The organism is Micromonospora marincola (genome assembly GCF_056150385.1).
Genome location: NZ_JAXCFT010000006.1, coordinates 1 through 20,533, shown reverse-complemented (window position 1 = coordinate 20,533; position 20,533 = coordinate 1). Strand labels below are relative to the sequence as shown.

The following is a 20,533-nucleotide window of genomic DNA, read 5'->3' as shown; positions in this document are numbered from 1 at the left end:
CCGGCTCAGCCCACCGGGGTCGCGTAGCCGTGTTCCGCCTGGAGCCGGAGCATGGCGTGCTCCACCACGGTCACCAGCACCTGCTTGACCGAGTCCCGCCGCCGCGCGTCACACATCACCAGCGGCACGTCCGGCGGGATGGCGAGCGCCTCCCGGATCTCCTCCAGTTCGTAGTGCGGCGCGTCGTCGAACCGGTTCAGCGCCACCACGTACGGCAGCTTGCGGTTCTCGAAGTAGTCGAGCGGCGCGAACGCGTCGGTGATCCGGCGGGTGTCCACGAGCACCGCCGCGCCCACCGCGCCCCGGATGATCTCGTCCCACATGAACCAGAAGCGGGTCTGTCCGGGCGTGCCGAAGAGATAGAGGATCAGGTCCTCGGCCATGGTGATCCGGCCGAAGTCCATGGCGACCGTGGTGGTCTCCTTGCCCGGCACCTTCGACGGGTCGTCGATACCCACGCCCGCCGCGGTCATCAACGCCTCGGTGGTCAACGGCTGGATCTCGGAGATCGCCCCGACCAGGGTGGTCTTGCCCACCCCGAAGCCACCCGCGATCACGATCTTCGCGGAGATGATCTCCCGGCCGCGGTTCACCCCGTCGGGGTCATAGTTCGCGAAGTCCACTTAGCACCCTTCCAAGCAGGTTCATGCGCGCCGCGAAACCCGTCGCGGGAGCGGCAGTGTGTAGCGTCAGCAGGCCCTCGGCCACCATGTCGGCGACCAGCACCCGGGTGACGCCCAGCGGCATCCGGGTGTAAGCGGCGATTTCCGCCAGCGACTGTGCCCGGCCTTCACAGACCGAGGAGATGCGGTACTTGTCGTGCCCGGCGAAGCGCGCCTCGGCGGACTGGGTGGCCGTGCTCGACAGCACCGCCTCGAGCGCGATGTTCTGCAACGGCTCGGTGCGGCCGCGGGTGACCGCGTACGGTCGCACCAGCGCGCCGCGCGGATCACGTCGCGGTTCCATCTCGCGATCACCTCCCCTCGTACGGAGCCGGACCGGCCCCGGCTCACCAGGTCAACGGCCGGTCAGGACCGGACGGCGTCCCTCGGTAGCGGCACCAGCGCCTGGCCGACCCGTTCCACGAGCAGCGCCATCTCGTAGCCCACCTGGCCGACGTCGCAGCTACGCGCCGCGAGCACGGCCATCGACGAGCCGTCACTTATGGACATCAGGAAGAGATATCCGCTGTCCATCTCGATCACGGTCTGCAACACCCCGCCGGCGCTGAACATCCGCGCCGCGCCCTCGGTGAGGCTGACCACGCCGGAGGTGATCGCGGCGAGCTGGTCGGCCCGGTCCTGGGGCAGATCCCGGGAGGACGCGAGGAGCAACCCGTCCGCGGACACCGCCACCACGTGGGCGATACCCGCCACGCTGTCGGCGAAGTTGGTGAGCAACCAACCCATGTCCTGCATGGCCGCCGGCCTGTTCATCGGTTCGTCTCCTTGGTCGAGGTGCTGTTCAGGTCGGTGCCGGCGGTGCGGCCCCGCTGGACGCCACGGTGGTAGGCGGAGAGCAGGCCCCGCACTTCGTCCGGAGTGCGCCGGCTGCGGTCGCGGCCGCTCTTCGGTTCGATCCCGCCGGGCACGAGCTGCGCCTGCGGCACCCGCTTGGGCAGGCCCGAACGGGTGGTGCCGCCGGTGGTGGGCTCCGCGGCCCGGCTGGCCCGGTTCCAACCCTCGTCGGCCGCGGTCCGCCAGGCGTCGGCGTCGACAGGGGCCCCGGCCGGCCCCGGAGCCGGCCCCGGAGCCGGCTCCGGGGTGGGCGTCGGCGCGGGCGGCGCCGGGTTCGCCGGCGCGGGCGGCGGCGCCGCCGCGGCGGGCGGTGTGAACGGCACCGCGGGCGAGCTGTACGCGGCCGGCGTGGTCAGGCCGGACGCCTGGGCGCCCGGGGTGCGGGTGGGCAGCGGTGGCCGCGCCGAGGCGGCCGGTTGCGCCGGTGCGGGCGGCGGCTCGTCGAACCGGGGCCGGGTGAAGATGGTGGTCTCGTCCTCTCCGTGCGAACGGAACCAGACCGCCTCCATCTCCCGGAATATCGGTGCCTCGGCCGGTCGTTCCGGTCGGGCCATCACCGGCGCCGCCGGGGTGGTCTCGACGGCAGGCGTCGCGGCGAGCGGCTGGTAGGCCGGCGGGGCCGAGGTGGCCGAGGGCGTCGCCTCGCTGCCCGGCGTCCGCTTGGGCAGCGGATCGACGGCCGGGTAGGCGACCGTCGGACCGCCCGCCGACCAGCCCGGGCCCGAGACCGGCGCGGCGGCGCCCGGCGCGGCAGCGGTCACGGTGGGCAGCGCGCCGGCCGCACCGCCGAGCTGCACACCTGGCGTGCTGTCCCGGACCTCGGCGGGCGCCTGCCACCGTGCCGGCTGCGGGGTGTGCACGTCGCGCCACTGGTCGGCCAGGGTGGCGGTGCCGCCCCGGCCCGCGCCGGCCAGCGCGTCGGCGACACCGACCTGGCTGAGCGGCGACGGCTCGACGGCGAGCGGCTGACGCGGCCGGGTAAGCGGCGCCTGCCCCCGGTTGGCCGGCAGCACCACAGTCGAGTTGGGCAGCGTGACCTGGGCCACGGTGCCGCCCTCGACGTTGCGGCGCAGCTCGACCCGGATGCCGTAGCGGGAGGCGAGCCGGCTGACCACGGCCAGGCCCATCAGCCGGAACGCGGCCACGTCGACAGTCGGCGGCGCGGCCAGCCGCCGGTTGAGCGAGTCGAGCTGGTCGTCGGTGAGGCCGAGACCGCGGTCCTCGACCTGGATCAGCACGTAGTCGCGGATCCGCCGGCCGTCGGCCACCACCACGGTGTTCGGCGGCGAGAACCGGCTGGCGTTGTCGAGCAGCTCCGCCACCAGCCGGACCACGTCGTTGACGGCGTGCGCGGCGACCGAGATGTCGGTGTCCACGGTGCCGAACTCGATCCGGTTGTAGAGCTCCACCTCGGACTGGGCGGCGCGCAGCACGTCGACCAGGAGCGCGTCGTCGCGACGCGGCACGGCCGAGTCGGCGCCGGCCAGGACCAGCAGGTTCTCGTCGTTGCGGCGCATCCGGGTGGCCAGGTGGTCCAGCTCGAAGAGCTGGGCGAGCCGCTTCGGGTCCTCCTCGCCGCGCTCGATCGCGTCCAGCTCGCCGATCATCCGGTCGACCAGGCTCTGCGAGCGACGGGCCAGGTTGAGGAACATCGCCGAGACGCTTGTACGCAGCGCGGCCTGCTCGGCCGCCACCCGGACCGCCTCCCGGTGGACCACGTTGAAGGCCACCGCCACCTGGCCGACCTCGTCGCGGTTGGTCAGCTTGATCGGGTCCCGTACCTGCTGGACGATCTCGTCCACGCCGCCGTCGCCGATGGCGTTGACGTTCTGGAGCCGGCTCACCGCGTCCGGCAGGTCGTGGTTGGCCACGGCGAGCGCGCCCTCACGCAGCCGGCGCAGCGAGTCGTTGAGCGAACGGGCCAGCACCACCGCGAGCGTCACGGCGACCGCCAGGGTGAGCAGCACGAGCAGGCTCTCCACGACGGCCTGCCGGATCACGTCGGCGCGCACCTCGTCGGCGTCGGCGAGCAGCTCGTCCAGGAGCTGGATCTCGGCCCACCGCATCAGGTCGTCGACCGCGCCGACGGCGGCGGACGCGTCGTCCCGGGTGACCCGCGTGTCCCGCCCGACCGACCGGGACAGGTCGACCGCCACCCGGTCGGCGAGCTGGACCGCGTCGCCGGAAACCGTACGGTCGACAAGTGCCCGCTGGTCCGGGGTGGCGGCCCGGGAGAAGGAGAGCAGCGCCTCCTGCTGGCCGGTGAGCGTGGCCACGAACGAGGAGAACTGTTCCTCGTCGATCCGGTTGTCGGTGGCGAGCGCGGTGAAGGCCACCGCCTGTTCCTCCGCCACCTCGGCCTTGGCGTGGGCGAACGCGGCCACCGCGCGGCGGGCGTCGGCGAGGCTCTCCGCACCGGGCATCTGGGCCAGCGTGTCGCCGTACGCCACCAGGTCGTCGAGGACGATCCCGTAGCGCAGGCTCGCCTCGGCCACCGGCATCTGCGCCCGGTCGAGCACCTCCTGGCGGGTGCCGTTGAGCGTCTCCAGGTGGTCGTCGATCACCTTGAGCCGGTCCCGGACCGCGGCCGGCAGGTCGCCGAGCGTGCCGCGCTCAGCCCGGTACGCCGCGATCCGCTCGTCGGTCTGCCGCACCCGCAGGTTGTAGGCGTCCGGCTTCTGGTTCGCGTCGACGAGGAAAGCGGACGCCGCCATGCGTTCCTTGTGCAGATCCTGAGTGAGCGCCGAGACATCGACCGACACCGCGGTCAGTGCGCGGACCTGGTCCGCCTCGAACGCGCCCTGACCCACCGAAACGAGTCGGATTGTTGCCAGTGCGATGACAGCGGCTACCGGGACGACCAGGATGAGGGCGAGTTTGGAGCGGATCCGCGCGTCACGCAGCCTGGGCAGGCGCCGTCGCCGGTTCCGCTGTTCGGCGTTTGGGCTCCCGGGCAGGGTCGTAGGTCCGGTGCTCACGACATCGCCTCCGTCGTTTCTTCCACGCGCGACCCGCTGACCCGTGCCTGGTGCAGCGGCGACCGCCACGCGCGGCACGGCCGCGATTTCATCAGACGAGATCCATTTTGGGAAGCCGCGGTGAGGTAGGAATCGGTCGGGGGCGACTCAACCCGTGATCCGGTCACCTAATACCTTCTTTTCTTCAACCCTCTGAACTGGGCATGTCACTCCAGAGTGGTCGCGCGTATCTGGGCAGTAATTGTCAGTTAACGTTTCGTGTCCCCAACATGTGGGATGAGCGTCCCGAAACGGCATCCCGCATCCTCCGCTTGACCACAGGGCCCGGCATTGGCAAGGTTTTGCAGGCTTCGCGCACACCGTACGGCACACCAATCCCGTTCCTCCACTGAGGACGGACAAGCGGCGGTGATCGGGCGCCGACCCGCGCCGCACCCTGGAGGACTGAGTTGAGCCCCATCCGCTCCGCGAGCATCGCGGTGCTCGCATCGGCCGTGCTGGCCACCACGCTCACCGGCTGCGGGATCGGCGGGGAACCGCGGGACACCAGCCCGATCATCATCGCCGCCGACCTCGAACTCTCCGGTGCCTCCGCGCCGATCGGCAAGGTGTACCAACGGGCTCTGGAACTGAAGAAGGACCAGATGAACGCCTCCGGCGCGTTGGGCGGCCGGAAGATCGAACTGAGGATCAAGGACAACCGCTCGGACGCCGCCGAGTCCCTGCGGAACATCAACGATTTCAGCGGCGACTCACAGGTGAGCGCCGTCATCATGGGTGGCTGCAACGAATGCGCGGTCGGCGCGGCCCGCACGATCAACGACAAGCGCATTCCGACCATCGCGCTCGCCGCCGCCGGCGCCGTCACCGAACCGGTGGACCAGCGACGGTACGTCTTCAAGTTGGCCCCGAACGCGGTCGACAGCGCCGCCGCCCTCACCGCCGAGCTGACCCGGCGCGGCATCCGGAAGGTGGCGCTGCTGCACAGCGCCGACGGGTACGGCCAGGAAGGGCTCGCCGCGCTGCGTCGCGAGTTCGACAAGACCACGGTGCGGCTGGTGGCCGCCGAGTCGGTGCGGGCCACCGACACCGAGGTGAGCACGCAGATCGGCGAGCTGACCGACCGCAAGCCGCAGGCCCTGATCCTCTGGACGCCCCCGGAGCAGGCGGCCCTTGCCGCCACCACCGCCCGGCAGGACAAGTTCAACGGGTCGCTGTTCTTCGACGCCTCGGCCGCCGGTGACCTCTTCCTCGGCCCCTCGGCCCGCTCCACCGAGCAGGCCACGTTGATCTTCACGCAGACGATGGTGATCGACGACGTCATCGCCACCACCCCGGCCAAGGCGGCCCGGCGGCAGTGGTTCCAGGACTACACCGCCCGATGGGGCGGCTACAACGGCTTCTCCTCGTTCGCGGCGGACGCGATCCAGTTGATCGCCGACGCCGAGCAGCGCGCCGGCGGCAAGGCGAACGAGGTCAACCGGGACGCGCTGCGCGACGTGCTGGAGACCGCGCAGCTCGACGGCCTCTCCGGGCCGATCCGGATGACGCCTGACAACCACTCGGGGCTGATGCCGCAGGCGTTGACGACGCTCGTGGCCCGGGGTGGTCGCTGGCGGCTCGCCGGCTAGTCACTGTGGTGAGTGTGGCCCCGGGACGCGACGGGGCCACACCCGCGGTGCTCAGCGGGCCGACGTGGTGGCCCGCACCCAGGGCAGAGCGACCCGTTCGATCGCGCTCAGGGCCGCGTAGAGCAAGATGCTCATCAGCGCCACGAGCACGATGGCCGCCCAGGCGGTCGGGGTGTCGCCGACACCGTTGTACTGCAGGATCTGGTAGCCCAGGCCCGGCCGGTCGGAATAGAACTCTCCGATCACCCCGCCGATCGCGGCAAGCGGCATGGCCACCTTGAGACCGACGAAGATCTGCGGCAGCGCGGCCGGCAGGCGTACCTTGCGGAACGACTGCCACCACGAGGCGTTGAGCGAGCGGCCCAGCTCCGCCAGATCGGCCGGGGTGGTGGTCAGCCCGGTCGCGGTGGAGAGCACGATCGGGAAGAAGCAGAGCAGGAACACCATGGTCAGGATGGGCTTCTGCCCGAAGCCCACGGCCACCGCCAGCAGCGGACCGAAAGCGATCTTCGGGACCGCGTTCACGGCCACCAGCAGCGGCGCGAACATCCGCTCCACCCGGCTGGACGCGGCAAGCGCCATACCGATCAGCACCCCCACGATCGACGAGAGCAGGAAGCCGGACAGGGTCATCCAGGTGGTGATCCCCAGCGCGGGCAGCAGCACGTCTGTGGTGTCCACGAGCGAACGGGCCACCGCCTGCGGCGGCGGTAGCGCGGCCGGGTGCACCAGGTGCAGCACGGACGTGACAAGCCACCAGGCGGCCACCGCGATGACCAGCCCGAGCGCCGGCAACCCGACCACGGACGGGCGTACCAGCCGGCCACGCCGGGCGGTCGCCACCGGAGCCGGCTCCTCCGACGCCCCGGGCCGGGCCTCGGTCAACTGCGTCAACGTGTCCTCCTTCTCCGGCCGGTCGGACGACCGGCACGCGAAGGGGGTGCGACCCACCGGGTGTCCCGGCGGGTCGCACCCCCGTGCCCGAGCCGACCGGTCAGGCCTTCGGCGCGAGGTCGAAGTTGATGATCTGGTCGGGGGTGATGTTCTGCTTGAGCGCGCCCGCGCCCTGGAGCAGCGCGATGTTCTTGGCCACCCGACCGCTGTCAAGCGTGCCGACCGCGGTGCCGGAGTTGCTCGACCGGACGTACGCGGCCATCAGCTTCAGCTCGGCGGCGGCTGCGGCCGGGATGGTGGCCGGCACGTTCTTCTTCAGGATCTCGCCCGACTCGTCCGGGTTCGCGAGCGAGTACTCCAGACCCTTGAGCAGCGCGGCGGTGAACTTCTTCACCATCTCCGGCTTCTCCTTGGCGATCTTGGAGTTGGTGACAAGCACGTTGCCGTACAGGTCCTGCATCACGTTGCTGTAGGGCAGCAGGACGGCCTTCTTCTTGGTGACCGTCTCGATGGTGGGCTGGCCGACGACGAACTGGCCGATGCCGTCCACCGAGCCGGATCCGAGCATGCCGATGAGCGTCTGCGCCTCCCCGTTGACGAAGGTCACCTTGCTGGCGTCGATGCCGGCCAGCCGGGCGTACGTCGGAAAGAGGTTGCGTACGACGGAGGTCGGGGTGTCGGCGAGCTTCTTGCCCTCAAGGTCCTTCGGCGTGGCGATGTTCTTGCCCTCGACCGTGGCGATGGCGGCCATGGTGCGCTGCTGGATCGCGGCCACCGCGACGAAGCCCTGGGCCTGGCCGTTGGCGAACTGCAGGATGGCGCCGGTCAGGTCGACCGGGGCGAAGTCCGCCTGCCCACCGGCGACCTGCACCACGCCGGCTGTGCCCTGGCCGGGCTTGATGTCGACGTCGAAGCCGGCCTCCTTGAAGAAGCCCTTGTCCTTCGCCACCCAGGCGTAGGAGTCACGGCCGAAGTTGCCGAACGAGGTGAGGTAGGTCACCTTCTCCAGCGCCCCACCGTTGCCGCTGCCGCTGTCGGAGGAGTCCGAGTCGCTGCTACAGCCGCCCACGAGGGCGAGGGCGGTCGCCAGCGCCGCGGCGGCGGCCGTACGGGTCAACCTTCTCATCAGTACACCATGTCCTTTCCGACCAGGACATCTACGCCGGTCGGGTCGTGGGTCCGACGGGGTCGGCAGGGGGATCGGCCGACTGGACCGTCGTGAGGGGACTCTTCGCGCGCAACAGCGTACGAGAAGGCTGATGACGCTCTACATCCGTCCGGGTTGCGGAAAGGAAACGAAGTCGTGTGACGGGAAGCGGACTGACGTCCACCCCGGACGGTGCTATAAGCACAGACCCCGCTACGCTAGCCGGGCTCGCGTTCGCGACGACTGTCGAAGGGAGCCGGCGGGAGATGATCCGACTGTCCGGGGTGTCCCGCACCTTCGACGGCCGCTCGGGGCGGGTGGAGGCGCTGCGCGGCATCGACCTCGACGTCGCCGACGGTGAGTTCGTCGCCGTGCTCGGCCGCTCCGGCTGCGGGAAGTCCACGCTGCTGCGGATGATCGCCGGCCTGCTGCCGGCCACCGCCGGTCAGATCACCGTCGCCGGCACGCCGATCACGAAGCCGCGCCAGGACGTCGCCATGCTGTTCCAACGTCCGGCGCTGCTGCCCTGGCGCTCGGTGCTCGACAACGTCCTGCTGCCGGTGGAGATCTTCGGCTGGAGCCGGGCGAAGCACCGCGACCGCGCCTGCGAGTTGCTGGACATGGCCGGGCTCGGCGGCTTCGAGAAACGCCTCCCGCACGAACTCTCCGGCGGCATGCAGCAGCGGGTCTCGCTCTGCCGCTCCCTGATCGGCTCACCCCGGGTGATGCTGATGGACGAGCCGTTCTCCGCGCTCGACGCGCTCACCCGGGAGGAACTCTCCGGCGAGCTCCAGCGGGTGCACATGGACACGAAGGCGACGATCGTCTTCGTCACCCACTCGATCGACGAGGCGGTGCTGCTCGCCGACCGCGTCGTCGTGCTCAGCCCGCGTCCCGGCCGGATCCGCCAGGTGGTCGAGGTGGCCGTGCCCCGGCCCCGCACCCTGGGCCGGCACGCGCATCTGGCCGACGTCGCGCGGATCAGCGCCGAGCTGCACGAAATCCTGATGGAGCGGGACGCCCCCGGCGTACCCGCGTCGACCGAGACGCCGCCGCGGGCCGCGGCGGCGGGAGGACGGTGAGCATGCGGGTCTCGGTCTTCACCGAACCCCACCGCGGAGCGGACTACGACGACCAGCTCCGGTTCGCCCGGCTGGTCGAGGAGACCGGCTTCGAGGGTTTCTTCCGCGCCGACCACTACCGGGCGATGGGGGACGAGCCGGCGCTGCCCGGCCCCACCGACGCCTGGCTGACGCTCGCCGCGCTGGCCCGCGAGACCACCCGGATCCGGCTCGGCACGCTCGTCACCTCCGCCACCTTCCGGCTCCCCGGGCCACTCGCCGTCATGGTCGCCCAGGTCGACCGGATGAGCGGCGGCCGGGTCGAGCTGGGCATCGGCGCCGGCTGGTTCGAGCGGGAGCACACCGCGTACGGCATCCCGTTCCCGCCCGTCGGCGAGCGGTTCGACCGGCTGGCCGAGCAACTGGAGATCGTCACCGGGTTGTGGCGCACCCCGCCCGGCGAGACGTACAGCTTCAGCGGCGACCACTACCGGCTGACCGACGCGCCCGCACTGCCCAAGCCGGTGCAGCAGCCCGGCCCGCCGGTGATCGTCGGTGGCCGCGGCCCGAAGCGCACCCCCGAGCTGGCCGCCCGGTACGCCGACGAGTTCAACATGCCGTTCAAGAGCGTCGGTGAGACGGCCGCCGCGTACGAGCGGGTCCGCGAGGCGTGCGACCGCACCGGGCGTGACGAGTCCGGGCGTGCGCCGCTGACGCTCTCCGCCGGCATCGTGGTGGCCATCGGGCGCACCGACGCCGAGGCGCGACGGCGGGCCGCGCCGCTGCACGTCACAAGCGCCCTCCCGCCGGAGGACCCGGTGGTCGGCTCCCCCGCCCAGCTCGTCGAGCGGCTCGGCGAGTTCGCCGCGATCGGGGCCACCCGGGTGCACCTACGGCTGATCGACTTCGACGACCTCGACCACGTGGAGCTCATCGCCGCCGAGGTGCTCCCCCACCTGGACGGGACGCGATGACCGACCCGCACGCCGAGCGCGAACTCGGCCCGGTGGGCCAGGAGATCGTCTACGAGAACGACCGGGTCCGCGTATGGCACATCCGGCTGGAGCCGGGCGAGCACCAACCGCTGCACCGCCACGACCACCCCTACCTCGTGGTGGCGGTCGAGGGCGCGAAGAACGTGGTGCAGACGGTCGACGGCACCACGATCGACGCCGACGAGCCGACCGGCGGGGTGGTCTACCGCGACCCGGGGGCCGTGCACATGTTGACGAACGTCGGCGACACCACCTACCTCGCCCGTCTGGTCGAGTTGAAGTAGCCACGCCGACGAGGTTCAGCGCGCCGCGCGGTGGCAAGGTGGCGAACCACCGCACCGGGCCGTAACGTGCCCGACATGGCCTTTCGGACGTGGGGCAGGCTGCTGCTCACGGCGCTCGGGGTGAGTGTGCTGGCCGGCGCCGGCCAGCTCGGTGTGGCGTACGGCTTCGGCGTCGTCCGCCTCGACGGCGCGTTCGTCGACGGCTCGGTCAACCGGTGGCCCGCCCAGCTCGCCTGGGTCGCCTGGTTCGCCGCGGTCGCCACCGTCGCCGGGGCCGTCCTCACCGAACGCCTCCGCCGCCGGGACGACCGCCCCGGCGGCACCACCGAGCTGCTCGCCGTCGCCGGCGTCAGCGCGTTCGGCGCGATCGTGGTCGCCCCACTCTGCATGCAACCGGCACGCGCGGCCGAGCTCGGCGGCTCCCTCGACCCGGCATGGGCCGCCGGCATCTGCGCCGTCCTCGGCGCGGTGGTGGGCGCCGGCGCGGCGATCGCCGTGCGGCTCAAGCCGCCGTTCGGCTGGGGCGTCGCGTGCACCGCCGGGATCGTCTGGTTGCTGGCCCTGCTCTCCGTCGCTCCCACGATCGTCGGCGGCCGGCCGCTGGCCACCGTACGCCTCGGCGTCCTCGAGCCGTCCTGGCTGGACGCCGCCACGGCGCAACGCCTGTCGATGCTGCTGCTGCCCACGCTGGCGCTACTCGCGGGCGGCGCGATCGGGGTGCTGGCCCGCCGGGCCGGGCACCCGCCGCTTGTCGGCGGCGCGGCCGGGGCGGCCGGGCCGGTGCTCGTGGCGTTCGCCTACCTGACCGCGGGTCCGGGCACGGCGGCCGACCGTTACCAGCTCGCGCCCTACTACGGCGCGCTGATCGCGATCGTCGCCGGCGCCCTCGGCTCGACCGCCACCTCGGTGCTGCGCCGACCGGCGGCCGGCGCCACCGGCGCCGTCGAGCCCACCGACATCCTCGCGCCGCTGCCGGCCGGGGCGACCACCAGCCCGGCCACCCCGGCCGGCACCGTGGCGACCCCGACCTCGTCCGGTGCGCCCGGCCCCGCCCACTGGGACTGGCCGGAGGCCGGCGGGCCAGGCGGCGAGAGCCCGACCCGTGGCCTGCCGATGCCCGGCCTGTTGCCGGCGGGCCGGCGGACCTCGGCCATCGACGTCCTGGCCGCCGGCCGCACCGGTCCGCAGCCGCCGGCCGGGCCCGATCCGGCCCGGCCGGACCCGGCCGGCACCGACACGCCCGCTCCGGCGGGCACTCCGACCGAGGTCAAGCCACCGGCGACGGGCGAACCGGACCGGACCGGACCGGAGTCCCGGACTCCGCCGGCGACGACCGGCGGCGAGCCACGGACGGGGCCGGCGACGGGCGCAGCCGAGCCGGCCGGCGCCTCACCCACCGTCGCGGACGCGCCGGCCGCCCCGCCGCGAGCCACCCGGCCCCGGCGGAGTCGCGCCACCACCGCCCGGTCCACCACGCCGGCGGACGGACCGACGCCGACGGCCCGCTCCTCGCGGCCCGGGACGGACGGGACCACGCCGGCCGGCGACCCCGCCCGGACGCCCGTCCGGAACGACGCCGCGCCGGCCGTCGTCCGGCAGCCCACGGCCCCACCGCCCGTCGCCCCGCCACCCGTAACTCCGCCGCCCAAAGCCCCGCCGCCGGTGACCCCGCCCGCCGTCACCCGGCCGCCGGCCGTGGCCGCCACGGCCGGTGCCTCGGTGCCGACGCCTGACGACGCCATCGCGCCGACCGGGCCGTCGGACGCGAACCCGACCGGGCCGTCGGACGCGGAGCCGAAGCCGGGTCGTCGGGCGCGCAGCTTCTTCTTCGCTCCCGATCCGGCCGACAGCCCCACCCCGCCCACGTCGCCCCGGCCGCGGTTCCCCATCTTCGACGACGTGACCGAACGACCGGGCGACGTGCGGCCGGCATGGCCCATTCCGCCGGACGACGGGGCGGGCCGAGCCGAGCCGGCACCCCGCGCACTACCGCAGGGCCTGCCCGAGCCGGGCCGGAGCACGGGATGGGATGCCCTCGCCACAAACGACCGGTCTTCCGGCCGGACCGGCCCCGGGATGCGCGTGCCGGGTCAGGGCGCCGCCGCGGACGGCGACGCGGGGACGGCCTCGACCGCGCCCGCCGTCGCGGATGAGCCCCCGGGCCGCCATGCCGGAGCGGACGACGCCGAGGCCGCCGGCGGGAAACCGAAGGTCCGGCGCGGCCTGTTCCGGCGCAACCGGGACCGGAGTGAGCCGGACCCGGCCGACGACGCGACCGAGCCGAGCACCCCGGACGAGGAGTACGTCGACTGGGTCGCCGGTCTCGCCTCCGACGACAACGCCGACGACGCCCGCTCTCTGCGTACCGGACGGCACCACCGCGACTGAGCGCCCGGGCCGGCGCGATCGTGGCACGAAGACGCCGGCCCGGGTGCTCAGGCCAGCGGCAGGTAGACCCGGGAGCCGCCGGCGACGAACTCCTCGGACTTGTCGCGCATGCCCCGCGCCGCGTAGTCCTTCAGCTCCTGCGTGATCTTCATGGAGCAGAACTTCGGCCCGCACATCGAGCAGAAGTGCGCTGTCTTCGCCGGTTCGGCCGGCAGTGTGGCGTCGTGGTAGGCCCGTGCCGTCTCCGGGTCGAGCGCCAGGTTGAACTGGTCTTCCCAGCGGAACTCGAACCGGGCCTTGGAGAGCGCGTCGTCCCATGCCTGCGCGCCGGGGTGCCCCTTGGCCAGGTCGGCCGCGTGCGCCGCGATCTTGTAGGCGATCACGCCGGCCTTCACGTCGTCGCGGTCCGGCAGGCCGAGGTGCTCCTTCGGGGTGACGTAGCAGAGCATCGCGGTGCCGAACATGCCGATCATCGCCGCGCCGATCGCGGAGGTGATGTGGTCGTACGCGGGCGCGACGTCTGTGGTCAGCGGGCCGAGCGTGTAGAACGGCGCCTCGTGGCACCACTCCTGCTGAAGGTCCACATTCTCCTTGATCTTGTGCATCGGCACGTGCCCCGGGCCCTCGATCATCACCTGGACGTCGTGCTCCCAGGCCACCGTCGTCAGCTCGCCGAGTGTCCGCAGCTCGGCGAACTGCGCCTCGTCGTTGGCGTCCGCGATCGAGCCGGGACGCAGCCCGTCGCCGAGGGAGAACGTCACGTCGTAGCGCGCGAGCAGCGCGCACAGCTCGCGGAAGTTGGTGTAGAGGAAGTTCTCCTCGTGGTGCGCCAGGCACCAGGCCGCCATGATCGACCCGCCCCGGGAGACGATGCCCGTCACCCGGTCCACGGCCAGCGGCACGTACGGCAGCAGCACGCCGGCGTGCACGGTCATGTAGTCGACGCCCTGCTCGGCCTGCTCGATCACGGTCTCGCGGAACACCTCCCAGCTCAGCTTCACCGGATCGCCGCCGACCTTCTCCAGCGCCTGGTAGATCGGCACGGTGCCGATCGGCACCGGCGCGTTGCGCACGATCGCCTCGCGGGTCTCGTGGATCCGCCTGCCGGTGGACAGGTCCATCACGGTGTCCGCGCCCCACCGGGTGGCCCAGGTCAGCTTCTCCACCTCCTCGGCCACCGACGACGTCACCGCCGAGGTGCCGATGTTGGCGTTCACCTTCACCAGGAACGCCTTCCCGATGATCGCCGGCTCGCACTCCGGGTGGTTGACGTTGAGCGGCAGCACCGCCCGGCCGGCAGCGATCTCGTCCCGGACGAACTCCGGCGTCACCCCCTCCCGGATCGCCACGAACTCCATCTCCGGCGTGACGGTCCCGGCCCGCGCGTACGCGAGCTGGGTCGGCCGGGTTCCGGCGAGCGGGCTGCCGGCGCCCCGCACCGGCGCGACGTCCCCGCGCTCGGCGATCCACGGCCCGCGCAGCGCGGGCAGTCCCGCCTCCGGGTCGGAACCGGGGCCGGAGGTGTCGTAGAGCCGCACCGGCGGGTTGTCCCCGGTCAGCGTCACCTCGGCGAACGGTACCCGGACATCGGGCCGGGACCCCTCCACGTACACCTTGCGACGTGCCTGCATGACAGCCTCCCTGTCGCTCAAGCGGACCAGCCGAAGTGATCCATCGGGCCGCGTCCCGCGCCCAACTCCCAGTCCCGCGCGCCGGTCAGCGCGCGGGTCACGTACTCCTTGGCGGCGGCCACCGCGACCGGCACCGCGTCGCCGGCCGCCAGCCGGACCGCGACGGCAGCCGCGAACGAACAGCCGGTGCCGTGGTTGTGCCGCGTCGCCACCCGGGGCGCGCGCAGCAGCCGCGTCGTCCCACCGCCGGCAAGCACGTCGACCGACTCACCTGCCGCGTCGACGTCGCCGCCGGTGACCACCACGAACGCCGGGCCGCGCGCCGCAAGCGCCTCGGCCGCGCCGACCATCTCCTCGACCGTCTCCACCCGGCGTCCGGTGAGGGCCGCGGCCTCCGCGCAGTTCGGCGTCGCCACCTGGGCGTACGGGAGCAGCCGCTCGACCGCCTCCACCACGCCGAGCCGGTGCCCGCTTGTGGCGACGAGCACCGGGTCGACGACGAGCCGCGGCAGGCGGCCGTCCCGGGCCGCCTCGGCCACCGCCTCGGCGACCGCCGGGGTGCCGAGCATCCCGGTCTTCACCGCACGCACGTCGAAGTCGCCGAGCACGCTGTCGAGCTGGTCGCGCACGGTCTGCGGGGGCAGCGGCAGGACCGCGTCCACGCCCCGGGTGTTCTGCGCGGTGACCGCCGTGAGCACGCTTGTTCCGTACGCCCCGAGCGCGGCGAACGTCTTGAGGTCGGCCTGGATGCCGGCGCCACCCCCGGAGTCGGAGCCGGCGATGGTGAGGATGGTCGTCGGCGTCACTGCGTTCCTTCTTTGGTTACGGTGGGGGGCTGCGGCCGACCGTGCCCACTCCGGGCGGTCAGGCTTGATCCCTCCGTGGTCACGGTCGGCCGCAGCCCTTCCGTGGGGACCTCCGCCGTCGGGTGGAGGGTGCGCGACAACGGGGTGGACGCCTCCTGGAAGGCTCTGCCGAGCGTGGTGGCGGTGTCGCTCGGGTTCTCGGCCCGCATGAGCGCGCCGAGCACGGCGACGCCTGTCGCGCCCGCGTCCACGCACGCGCGCACCTGGTCCGGGGTTTCGATGCCGCCGAGGGCGAGCACCGGGATCGGACTCGCCTCGACCAACGCGCGCAGGCCGTCCGGGCCCAGCGGCGGGCCGTAGCCGGGTTTCGTCCGGGTGAGGTGGACCGGGGAGAGGGTCACGTAGTCCTCGGTGGTCAGTCGGGCCAGCTCGTCGGTGTCGTGGCAGGAGCGGCCGACCAACCCGAGGCGCGGCGGCGGGTACGGGCCGGCGGCGGGCAGGTGCACGGCGTCCCCGTCGAGCGGGTCGGGGCCGGCGACGACAAGCGTGCCGTCGACGTCGGCGAGCACCGCCCGCAGCTCGACGGCGAGGGCGTGGCGCTCGGCGCGCGGCAGATCCCTCTCCCGCAGCACCACCCACCGCACTCCCCCGGCGACGGCCCCGGCCACCACCTCGACGAGCGGCCCCCGAGCCACCCGCCGATCCGTCAGCAGCACCAATCCGCTCGGACGCCGCCGGACCTTGGTACGCATCCGCCCCTGGAGGGGCGTGCGCGTACCAAGGTCGCTGTCGTACACGCCTGTCACAGGTCCGGTCGGCCTTCGTCGGGGGTGGACGGTAGGGCGTGGTCGCGGCGGGGGATGCGGCCGGCGTGGTGGGCCAGGTGACCGGCCTCGACGGCGTGGCGCATCGCGGTGGCCATCGCCACCGGATCGGCGGCCCGGGTGACGGCGCTTGCGAGCAGCACCGCGTCGCATCCCAGCTCCATGGCGAGCGCGGCGTCGGAGGCCGTGCCGATGCCCGCGTCGAGGATCACCGGCACGTCCACGGCCTGCCGGATCAGCCGGATGTGGTGCGGGTTGCCGATGCCCAGGCCGGAGCCGATCGGGGAGCCGGCCGGCATCACCGCCGCGCAGCCCACGTCGGCCAGCCGCCGGGCCAGCACCGGATCGTCCGAGGTGTACGGCAGCACGGTGAACCCGTCGGCGACCAGCTCCTCGGCGGCGTGCAGCAGCTCCGCCCCGTCGGGCAGGAGCGTGCGCTCGTCGCCGATCACCTCCAGTTTCACCCAGTCGGTGTCGAACGCCTCCCGGGCCAGGTGCGCCACCTTCACCGCCTCCACCGCGGTCCGGCAGCCAGCCGTGTTCGGCAGCAGCCGCACCCCGCACCGCGCCAACAGGTCGAGCAGCCCACTCGGCGTGCTGCCCACCCGGCGCAACGCGAGCGTCACAAGCTCGGTGCCGGAGGCGTGGATCGCCGCCTCCAGCACGTGCAGGTTGGCCGCGCCGCCGGTGCCGAGCACCAGCCGGGAGCCGAACGCGACGCCACCGATCTCCAGGGGCATCCCGCTCACCCGCCCTGCGCGGCGCTGAGCACCTCGACGCGGTCGCCGTCGCGCAGCACGCTCGCCGGCCAGCCGCCGCGCGGCACCACCTCGCCGTTCACCGCGACCGCGAGGCCCCGCTGCTCCCCGGTGACCGCACGCACCACGTCCGCGACCGTGACGCCGTCGGGCAGCGTCCGTTCCGCGCCGTTGACGATCAGTTCCACATGCGCTCCTTCCCGAACCGGTCGGGGCTGAAGGGGGCGAGCGCCGGATCCGGCTCGCCCGTGACGATCAGGTCGGTGACCAGGTCGGCGGTGACCGGGGTGAGCACGATGCCGTGCCTGTGGTGCCCGGTGGCGACGAGCACGCCGGGCCGGCCGGGCAGCGCCCCGAGGATCGGCGCGTTGTCGGGCGTACCGGGGCGCCGCCCGGCGACGGTCTCCACCAGCTCGTACTCGGTCAGCTCCGGCACCAGCTCGACGGCGGCGCGGAGCAGCGTCAGCACCCCGCCGGCGGTGACCTCGGTGTCCGCGCGTTCCTCCACTGTCGCGCCGACCACCACCTCGCCGCTGTCCCGGGGCACCAGGTAGACCGGCTCGCCGTCGGCGTACCCCCGGATCACGTGCCGGAACCCCGGCGGACCGCCGCCGGGCGCGCGGAGCCGCAGCACCTGCCCCTTCACCGGCCGCACCGGCAGCCCGGTGAGCGTGGCCGCGCCGCAGCCGGCCGCGACCACTGTGACCCGGGCGTCCACCTCGGACAACGCGCCGACGTGCGCCGGCCGCAGCGCCACCCCGGCCCGCTCGGCCGCCGTGCGCAGCGCGGCGACCAGCCGCCGCGGGTCGACCTGGTGGTCGCCGGCCGCGACCGCGCCGCCGCGCACCCGGGTGGTCAACGCCGGTTCGAGGTCGCGCAGCGTCGACGGGCGCAGCCGGGTGATCGGCAGCCCCAACCCCTGTTGGTACGCCCACAGCCGCCCCGCCACGGCCACGTCGTCGGCGGTGAGCCCGACCACGAGCGTGCCGTCGGTGCGGTGGCCGAGGTCGACGCCGCTCGCCTCGGCCAGCTCGGCGGCGAAGCCGGGCCAGCGGCGCGCGGACTCCACGAGCAGCCCGGTCAGCTCGTGTTCGCCGAAGTACGCCTCGGCGACCGGGGAGAGCATCCCGGCGGCCACCCGGGACGCGCCCGACCCGGGCCGGTCGTCGTGCACCACCACCCGCAGCCCGCGCTGCGCGCACCGCCACGCGATCGCCCACCCCACCGGCCCACCCCCCACCACCCCCACATCGGTAAGGAGGGGCCCCCGCTTAACGCTTTCGGTAGAGGAAGGGGCCCCGCTTAACACGTCAGCGCCCGCAGCAGCTCCGCGGTGGCGTGCGCGGGGTCCGCCGCCCCGCTGAGCGCCCCGACCACCGCCACCCCGTACGCCCCGGCCGCCCGCAACGCCGGCACCGACGCGGCGGTCACCCCGCCGATGGCGATCACCGGCACGGTCACCGATCCGGCGACGGCGCGTACCCCGTCCGGGCCGATCGGCGCCGGCAGGCCCGCCTTGGTGGTGGTGGCGTGGCAGGGGCCCACGCCCAGGTAGCTCGCTCCGGCGTCGACCGCCGCCCGGGCGGCGCCCGGCTCCCTCGCGGTCGCGCCGAGCACCGCGTCGGCGCCGAGCACCCGACGGGCGGCGGCCACCGGCAGGTCGTCCGCCCCGACGTGACCGCCTGCCGCACCCACCGCGAGCGCCACGTGCAGCCGGTCGTTGACCAGGCAACGCGCCCCGTACGGCAGGCACGCCCCGACCACCCGACGGGCCAGCTCGTACGCCTCCCGGTCGGTGGCGTCGTCGGTCACACGCACCTGCACGACGAGTTCGGCGCGTGCCACCGGCAGGGCGGCACGCAACACGGCGAGCGGATCCCGCCCCGGCCTGGTGTCGGTGATGAGATGCAGTCGTCCCAGGGACGGCATGGCAACGCTCCTCCCTGCGCCGGCATTACCCGGATCAGGTTCGACGGTCGGGGGCTGGCAGCCCCCCTCTCAGCCCGGTCCACACCAGGCTCCCGTGGGTCACTTGCGGCCTACCGTACGACGCGCCCCCGGCCGTACGGAAGACCGGGTGACGTTTTTCCCAGGACCACACCACTTGGCGGATCGGGGCGGCGGTTGACCGTCGGAGCACGACACGCTGTCCGGATGGCCGTCTCCGCCCGCGTCCCGCGGCACCTCTCCCACCTGCCGTTCCGGGGCAGCCGCGCGGTCGCCGAAGGGCTACTCACCCGGACGATGCTGCGCGGACCGACGTGGGTGCGGCTGCTGCCGGACGTGTACGTGCACCGGGACGCACGCCGCGCCGACGACCACCGGACATGGTGCGAGGCGGTCGCGTTGCGGCTGCCGCCGGGCGCTGCCGTAGGTGGCCGCAGCGCCGCCTGGCTGTTCGGCGTGGACCTGCTCACCCAGGACGCGCCGGTGACCGTGTTCCTGCCGACGACCGCCCGGCTACGCCCGCACCCACGGCTGTCGGTCGTGCGGTCACCACTGCCCGATGAGGATCGCACCCGGTTCGCCGGGCTGCCGGTCACCACCGCGCTGCGTACCGCGTTCGACCTGGGTCGGCAGGGCCCTCGCGTCGAGGCCCTGGTCGCCGTGGACGCGCTGCTACGTCGCCGGGTGGTGGGGCTGCCCGCCCTGCGCGACTACGCCGCGCCACGTCCTCGCTGGCCGGGCTCGCCACTGCTACGCGAGGTGCTGGCGCTGGCCGAGCCGCTGAGCGAGTCCCCGATGGAGACGCGGCTCCGGCTGCTCCTCCTCGACGCCGGCCTCGGCCCGCTCACCGTCCAGCACGAGGTGCGCGACGGCGGTCGTTTCCTGGCCCGGGTCGACCTGGCCTGGCCGGCGCTGCGCGTCGCGGTCGAGTACGACGGCGACCACCATCGGGAACGAACACAGTTCCGGCGGGACGTGGCACGCCTGAACGCGCTCCGCTCGGCCGGTTGGATCGTCCTCCGGTTCACGGCCGACGACGTGCTGCGCCGCCCCGGGGCCACGGTCGCGTTGGTCCGCCAGGCCCTCGCGGAACGCCACGCCGCCGCCCCAGCAAGCTGACGCACGCCCCGCAGGCGCTGAAGCACGCCGCCGCGCTGAAGCGTGTCACTGGACGCCACGGGCCACCCGCAGCCAGCGCGCGCGACGAGTGGAACGCCACGGGTGTCAAAATCCTCCGCAGACACCCCTGCCGTTCCACTCATCAACGCCACCGACGTGGAGTGGAACGGTATGGGTGTCTCGGGGGCGGATGGGCCTGAGTGCGTTCAGGCCAGTGGCGAGGGCGGGCAGCCGAGGGCGGGCAGCCCTCGGCGAGCAGCACCGAGCGACGCACGGCGAGCAGCGCGAAGCAGTGCGGGGGTAGCGCACGACGAGCAGCGCGCTGCGGGCGACCGGGAGGGGGCGAAGGCGGGGCGCAGGCTAGAGGCAATGCCGGGTAGTTAAGGGTCTGGGCTGGTCGTCAAGACCGGTCCGGCGAGGATGTTGAGGCTGATGGTGGGCTGGTAGGTGCGTTGGTCGATGTTCGGGCCGCGGGCGTTGTATTTGGAGATCGCTCGTTTGACGGTGCGGGCGTTGACGCGGAGTCGCCGTTCGGGCAGTAGGTCGTCGAGGA

The 20,533-nt window shown here is 73.4% G+C and carries 19 protein-coding genes and 1 riboswitch; of the genes, 6 read left to right on the top strand and 13 right to left on the bottom strand.

The annotated features are described in order from the left end of the window. Positions 1 to 5: 5 nt before the first annotated feature. From SM450_RS15825 to SM450_RS15810, 4 genes are all read right to left on the bottom strand, one after another. Positions 6 to 623 (bottom strand): GTP-binding protein, encoded by a 618-nt coding sequence (locus SM450_RS15825; RefSeq protein WP_474620488.1) that lies wholly within the window; start codon positions 621 to 623, stop codon positions 6 to 8. Next, positions 604 to 966 (bottom strand): DUF742 domain-containing protein, encoded by a 363-nt coding sequence (locus tag SM450_RS15820; RefSeq protein WP_089155225.1) that lies wholly within the window; start codon positions 964 to 966, stop codon positions 604 to 606. The genes SM450_RS15825 and SM450_RS15820 overlap by 20 nt, the downstream gene beginning before the upstream one ends. 62 nt (positions 967 to 1,028) lie before the next feature. Continuing rightward, positions 1,029 to 1,436: a roadblock/LC7 domain-containing protein gene (locus SM450_RS15815; protein WP_089155226.1), complete on the bottom strand. Its 408-nt coding sequence runs from the start codon at positions 1,434 to 1,436 to the stop codon at positions 1,029 to 1,031. Next, complete coding sequence (locus SM450_RS15810; protein WP_474620487.1) at positions 1,433 to 4,495, bottom strand: nitrate- and nitrite sensing domain-containing protein; 3,063 nt, start codon at positions 4,493 to 4,495, stop codon at positions 1,433 to 1,435. Before SM450_RS15810 ends, SM450_RS15815 begins: the two co-directional genes overlap by 4 nt. A gap of 449 nt (positions 4,496 to 4,944) precedes the next feature. Here SM450_RS15810 and SM450_RS15805 point away from each other — a divergent pair, with 449 nt between their 5' ends. After that, entirely contained in the window at positions 4,945 to 6,126 is a 1,182-nt protein-coding gene (locus SM450_RS15805) for an ABC transporter substrate-binding protein (protein ID WP_474620486.1), read from the top strand. A gap of 51 nt (positions 6,127 to 6,177) precedes the next feature. On the opposite strand, the gene SM450_RS15800 is transcribed toward SM450_RS15805, so the two are convergent. Together SM450_RS15800 and SM450_RS15795 are read right to left on the bottom strand one after the other, a co-directional pair. Continuing rightward, complete coding sequence (locus SM450_RS15800) at positions 6,178 to 7,011, bottom strand: ABC transporter permease (RefSeq protein WP_474620745.1); 834 nt, start codon at positions 7,009 to 7,011, stop codon at positions 6,178 to 6,180. A 109-nt stretch (positions 7,012 to 7,120) separates the two neighbouring features. After that, the gene (locus SM450_RS15795) at positions 7,121 to 8,146 is read right to left on the bottom strand and encodes an ABC transporter substrate-binding protein (protein ID WP_474620485.1); all 1,026 of its coding nucleotides are present in this window, start codon (positions 8,144 to 8,146) and stop codon (positions 7,121 to 7,123) included. Between the two features lie 287 nt (positions 8,147 to 8,433). Between SM450_RS15795 and SM450_RS15790 the strand changes: the two genes are divergently transcribed. The 4 genes from SM450_RS15790 (at position 8,434) to SM450_RS15775 (ending at position 12,895) form a co-directional block, all read left to right on the top strand. After that, positions 8,434 to 9,249, top strand: a complete 816-nt coding sequence (locus tag SM450_RS15790) for an ABC transporter ATP-binding protein (RefSeq protein WP_474620484.1) — start codon at positions 8,434 to 8,436, stop codon at positions 9,247 to 9,249. A 2-nt stretch (positions 9,250 to 9,251) separates the two neighbouring features. Continuing rightward, positions 9,252 to 10,202 (top strand): LLM class F420-dependent oxidoreductase, encoded by a 951-nt coding sequence (locus SM450_RS15785; RefSeq protein ID WP_474620483.1) that lies wholly within the window; start codon positions 9,252 to 9,254, stop codon positions 10,200 to 10,202. Next, a complete protein-coding gene (locus SM450_RS15780; RefSeq protein WP_474620482.1) occupies positions 10,199 to 10,507 on the top strand; it encodes a cupin domain-containing protein in 309 nt (102 codons plus the stop codon). The genes SM450_RS15785 and SM450_RS15780 overlap by 4 nt, the downstream gene beginning before the upstream one ends. 75 nt (positions 10,508 to 10,582) lie before the next feature. Further along, on the top strand, positions 10,583 to 12,895 hold the full coding sequence (locus SM450_RS15775; RefSeq protein WP_474620481.1) for a hypothetical protein: 2,313 nt from the start codon (positions 10,583 to 10,585) through the stop codon (positions 12,893 to 12,895). 47 nt (positions 12,896 to 12,942) lie between these two features. On the opposite strand, the gene thiC is transcribed toward SM450_RS15775, so the two are convergent. The 7 genes from thiC to SM450_RS15740 all read right to left on the bottom strand — a co-directional run bounded on the left by thiC (position 12,943) and on the right by SM450_RS15740 (position 18,843). Next, positions 12,943 to 14,526 carry a phosphomethylpyrimidine synthase ThiC gene (gene thiC, locus SM450_RS15770; protein WP_474620480.1) on the bottom strand — a complete coding sequence of 528 codons (1,584 nt, stop codon included), beginning with the start codon at positions 14,524 to 14,526 and terminating at the stop codon, positions 12,943 to 12,945. A gap of 17 nt (positions 14,527 to 14,543) precedes the next feature. Beyond that, positions 14,544 to 15,332: a bifunctional hydroxymethylpyrimidine kinase/phosphomethylpyrimidine kinase gene (gene thiD / locus SM450_RS15765; RefSeq protein ID WP_474620479.1), complete on the bottom strand. Its 789-nt coding sequence runs from the start codon at positions 15,330 to 15,332 to the stop codon at positions 14,544 to 14,546. After that, positions 15,329 to 16,084 (bottom strand): thiamine phosphate synthase, encoded by a 756-nt coding sequence (locus tag SM450_RS15760; RefSeq protein WP_474620744.1) that lies wholly within the window; start codon positions 16,082 to 16,084, stop codon positions 15,329 to 15,331. Before SM450_RS15760 ends, thiD begins: the two co-directional genes overlap by 4 nt. Positions 16,085 to 16,134: 50 nt before the next feature. Beyond that, on the bottom strand, positions 16,135 to 16,905 hold the full coding sequence (locus tag SM450_RS15755) for a thiazole synthase (RefSeq protein ID WP_474620478.1): 771 nt from the start codon (positions 16,903 to 16,905) through the stop codon (positions 16,135 to 16,137). Next, a complete protein-coding gene (thiS, locus tag SM450_RS15750) occupies positions 16,902 to 17,102 on the bottom strand; it encodes a sulfur carrier protein ThiS (RefSeq protein ID WP_474620477.1) in 201 nt (66 codons plus the stop codon). The genes SM450_RS15755 and thiS overlap by 4 nt, the downstream gene beginning before the upstream one ends. Next, on the bottom strand, positions 17,093 to 18,223 hold the full coding sequence (gene thiO, locus SM450_RS15745; RefSeq protein ID WP_474620476.1) for a glycine oxidase ThiO: 1,131 nt from the start codon (positions 18,221 to 18,223) through the stop codon (positions 17,093 to 17,095). The genes thiS and thiO overlap by 10 nt, the downstream gene beginning before the upstream one ends. Beyond that, positions 18,217 to 18,843, bottom strand: coding sequence for a thiamine phosphate synthase (locus SM450_RS15740; protein WP_474620475.1), 627 nt, complete (start codon positions 18,841 to 18,843; stop codon positions 18,217 to 18,219). Before SM450_RS15740 ends, thiO begins: the two co-directional genes overlap by 7 nt. Then, a riboswitch (TPP riboswitch) is annotated at positions 18,838 to 18,949 on the bottom strand. (Overlaps the previous gene by 6 nt.) A gap of 119 nt (positions 18,950 to 19,068) precedes the next feature. Between SM450_RS15740 and SM450_RS15735 the strand changes: the two genes are divergently transcribed. Then, on the top strand, positions 19,069 to 19,980 hold the full coding sequence (locus SM450_RS15735) for a DUF559 domain-containing protein (RefSeq protein ID WP_474620474.1): 912 nt from the start codon (positions 19,069 to 19,071) through the stop codon (positions 19,978 to 19,980). Positions 19,981 to 20,533 lie beyond the last annotated feature (553 nt).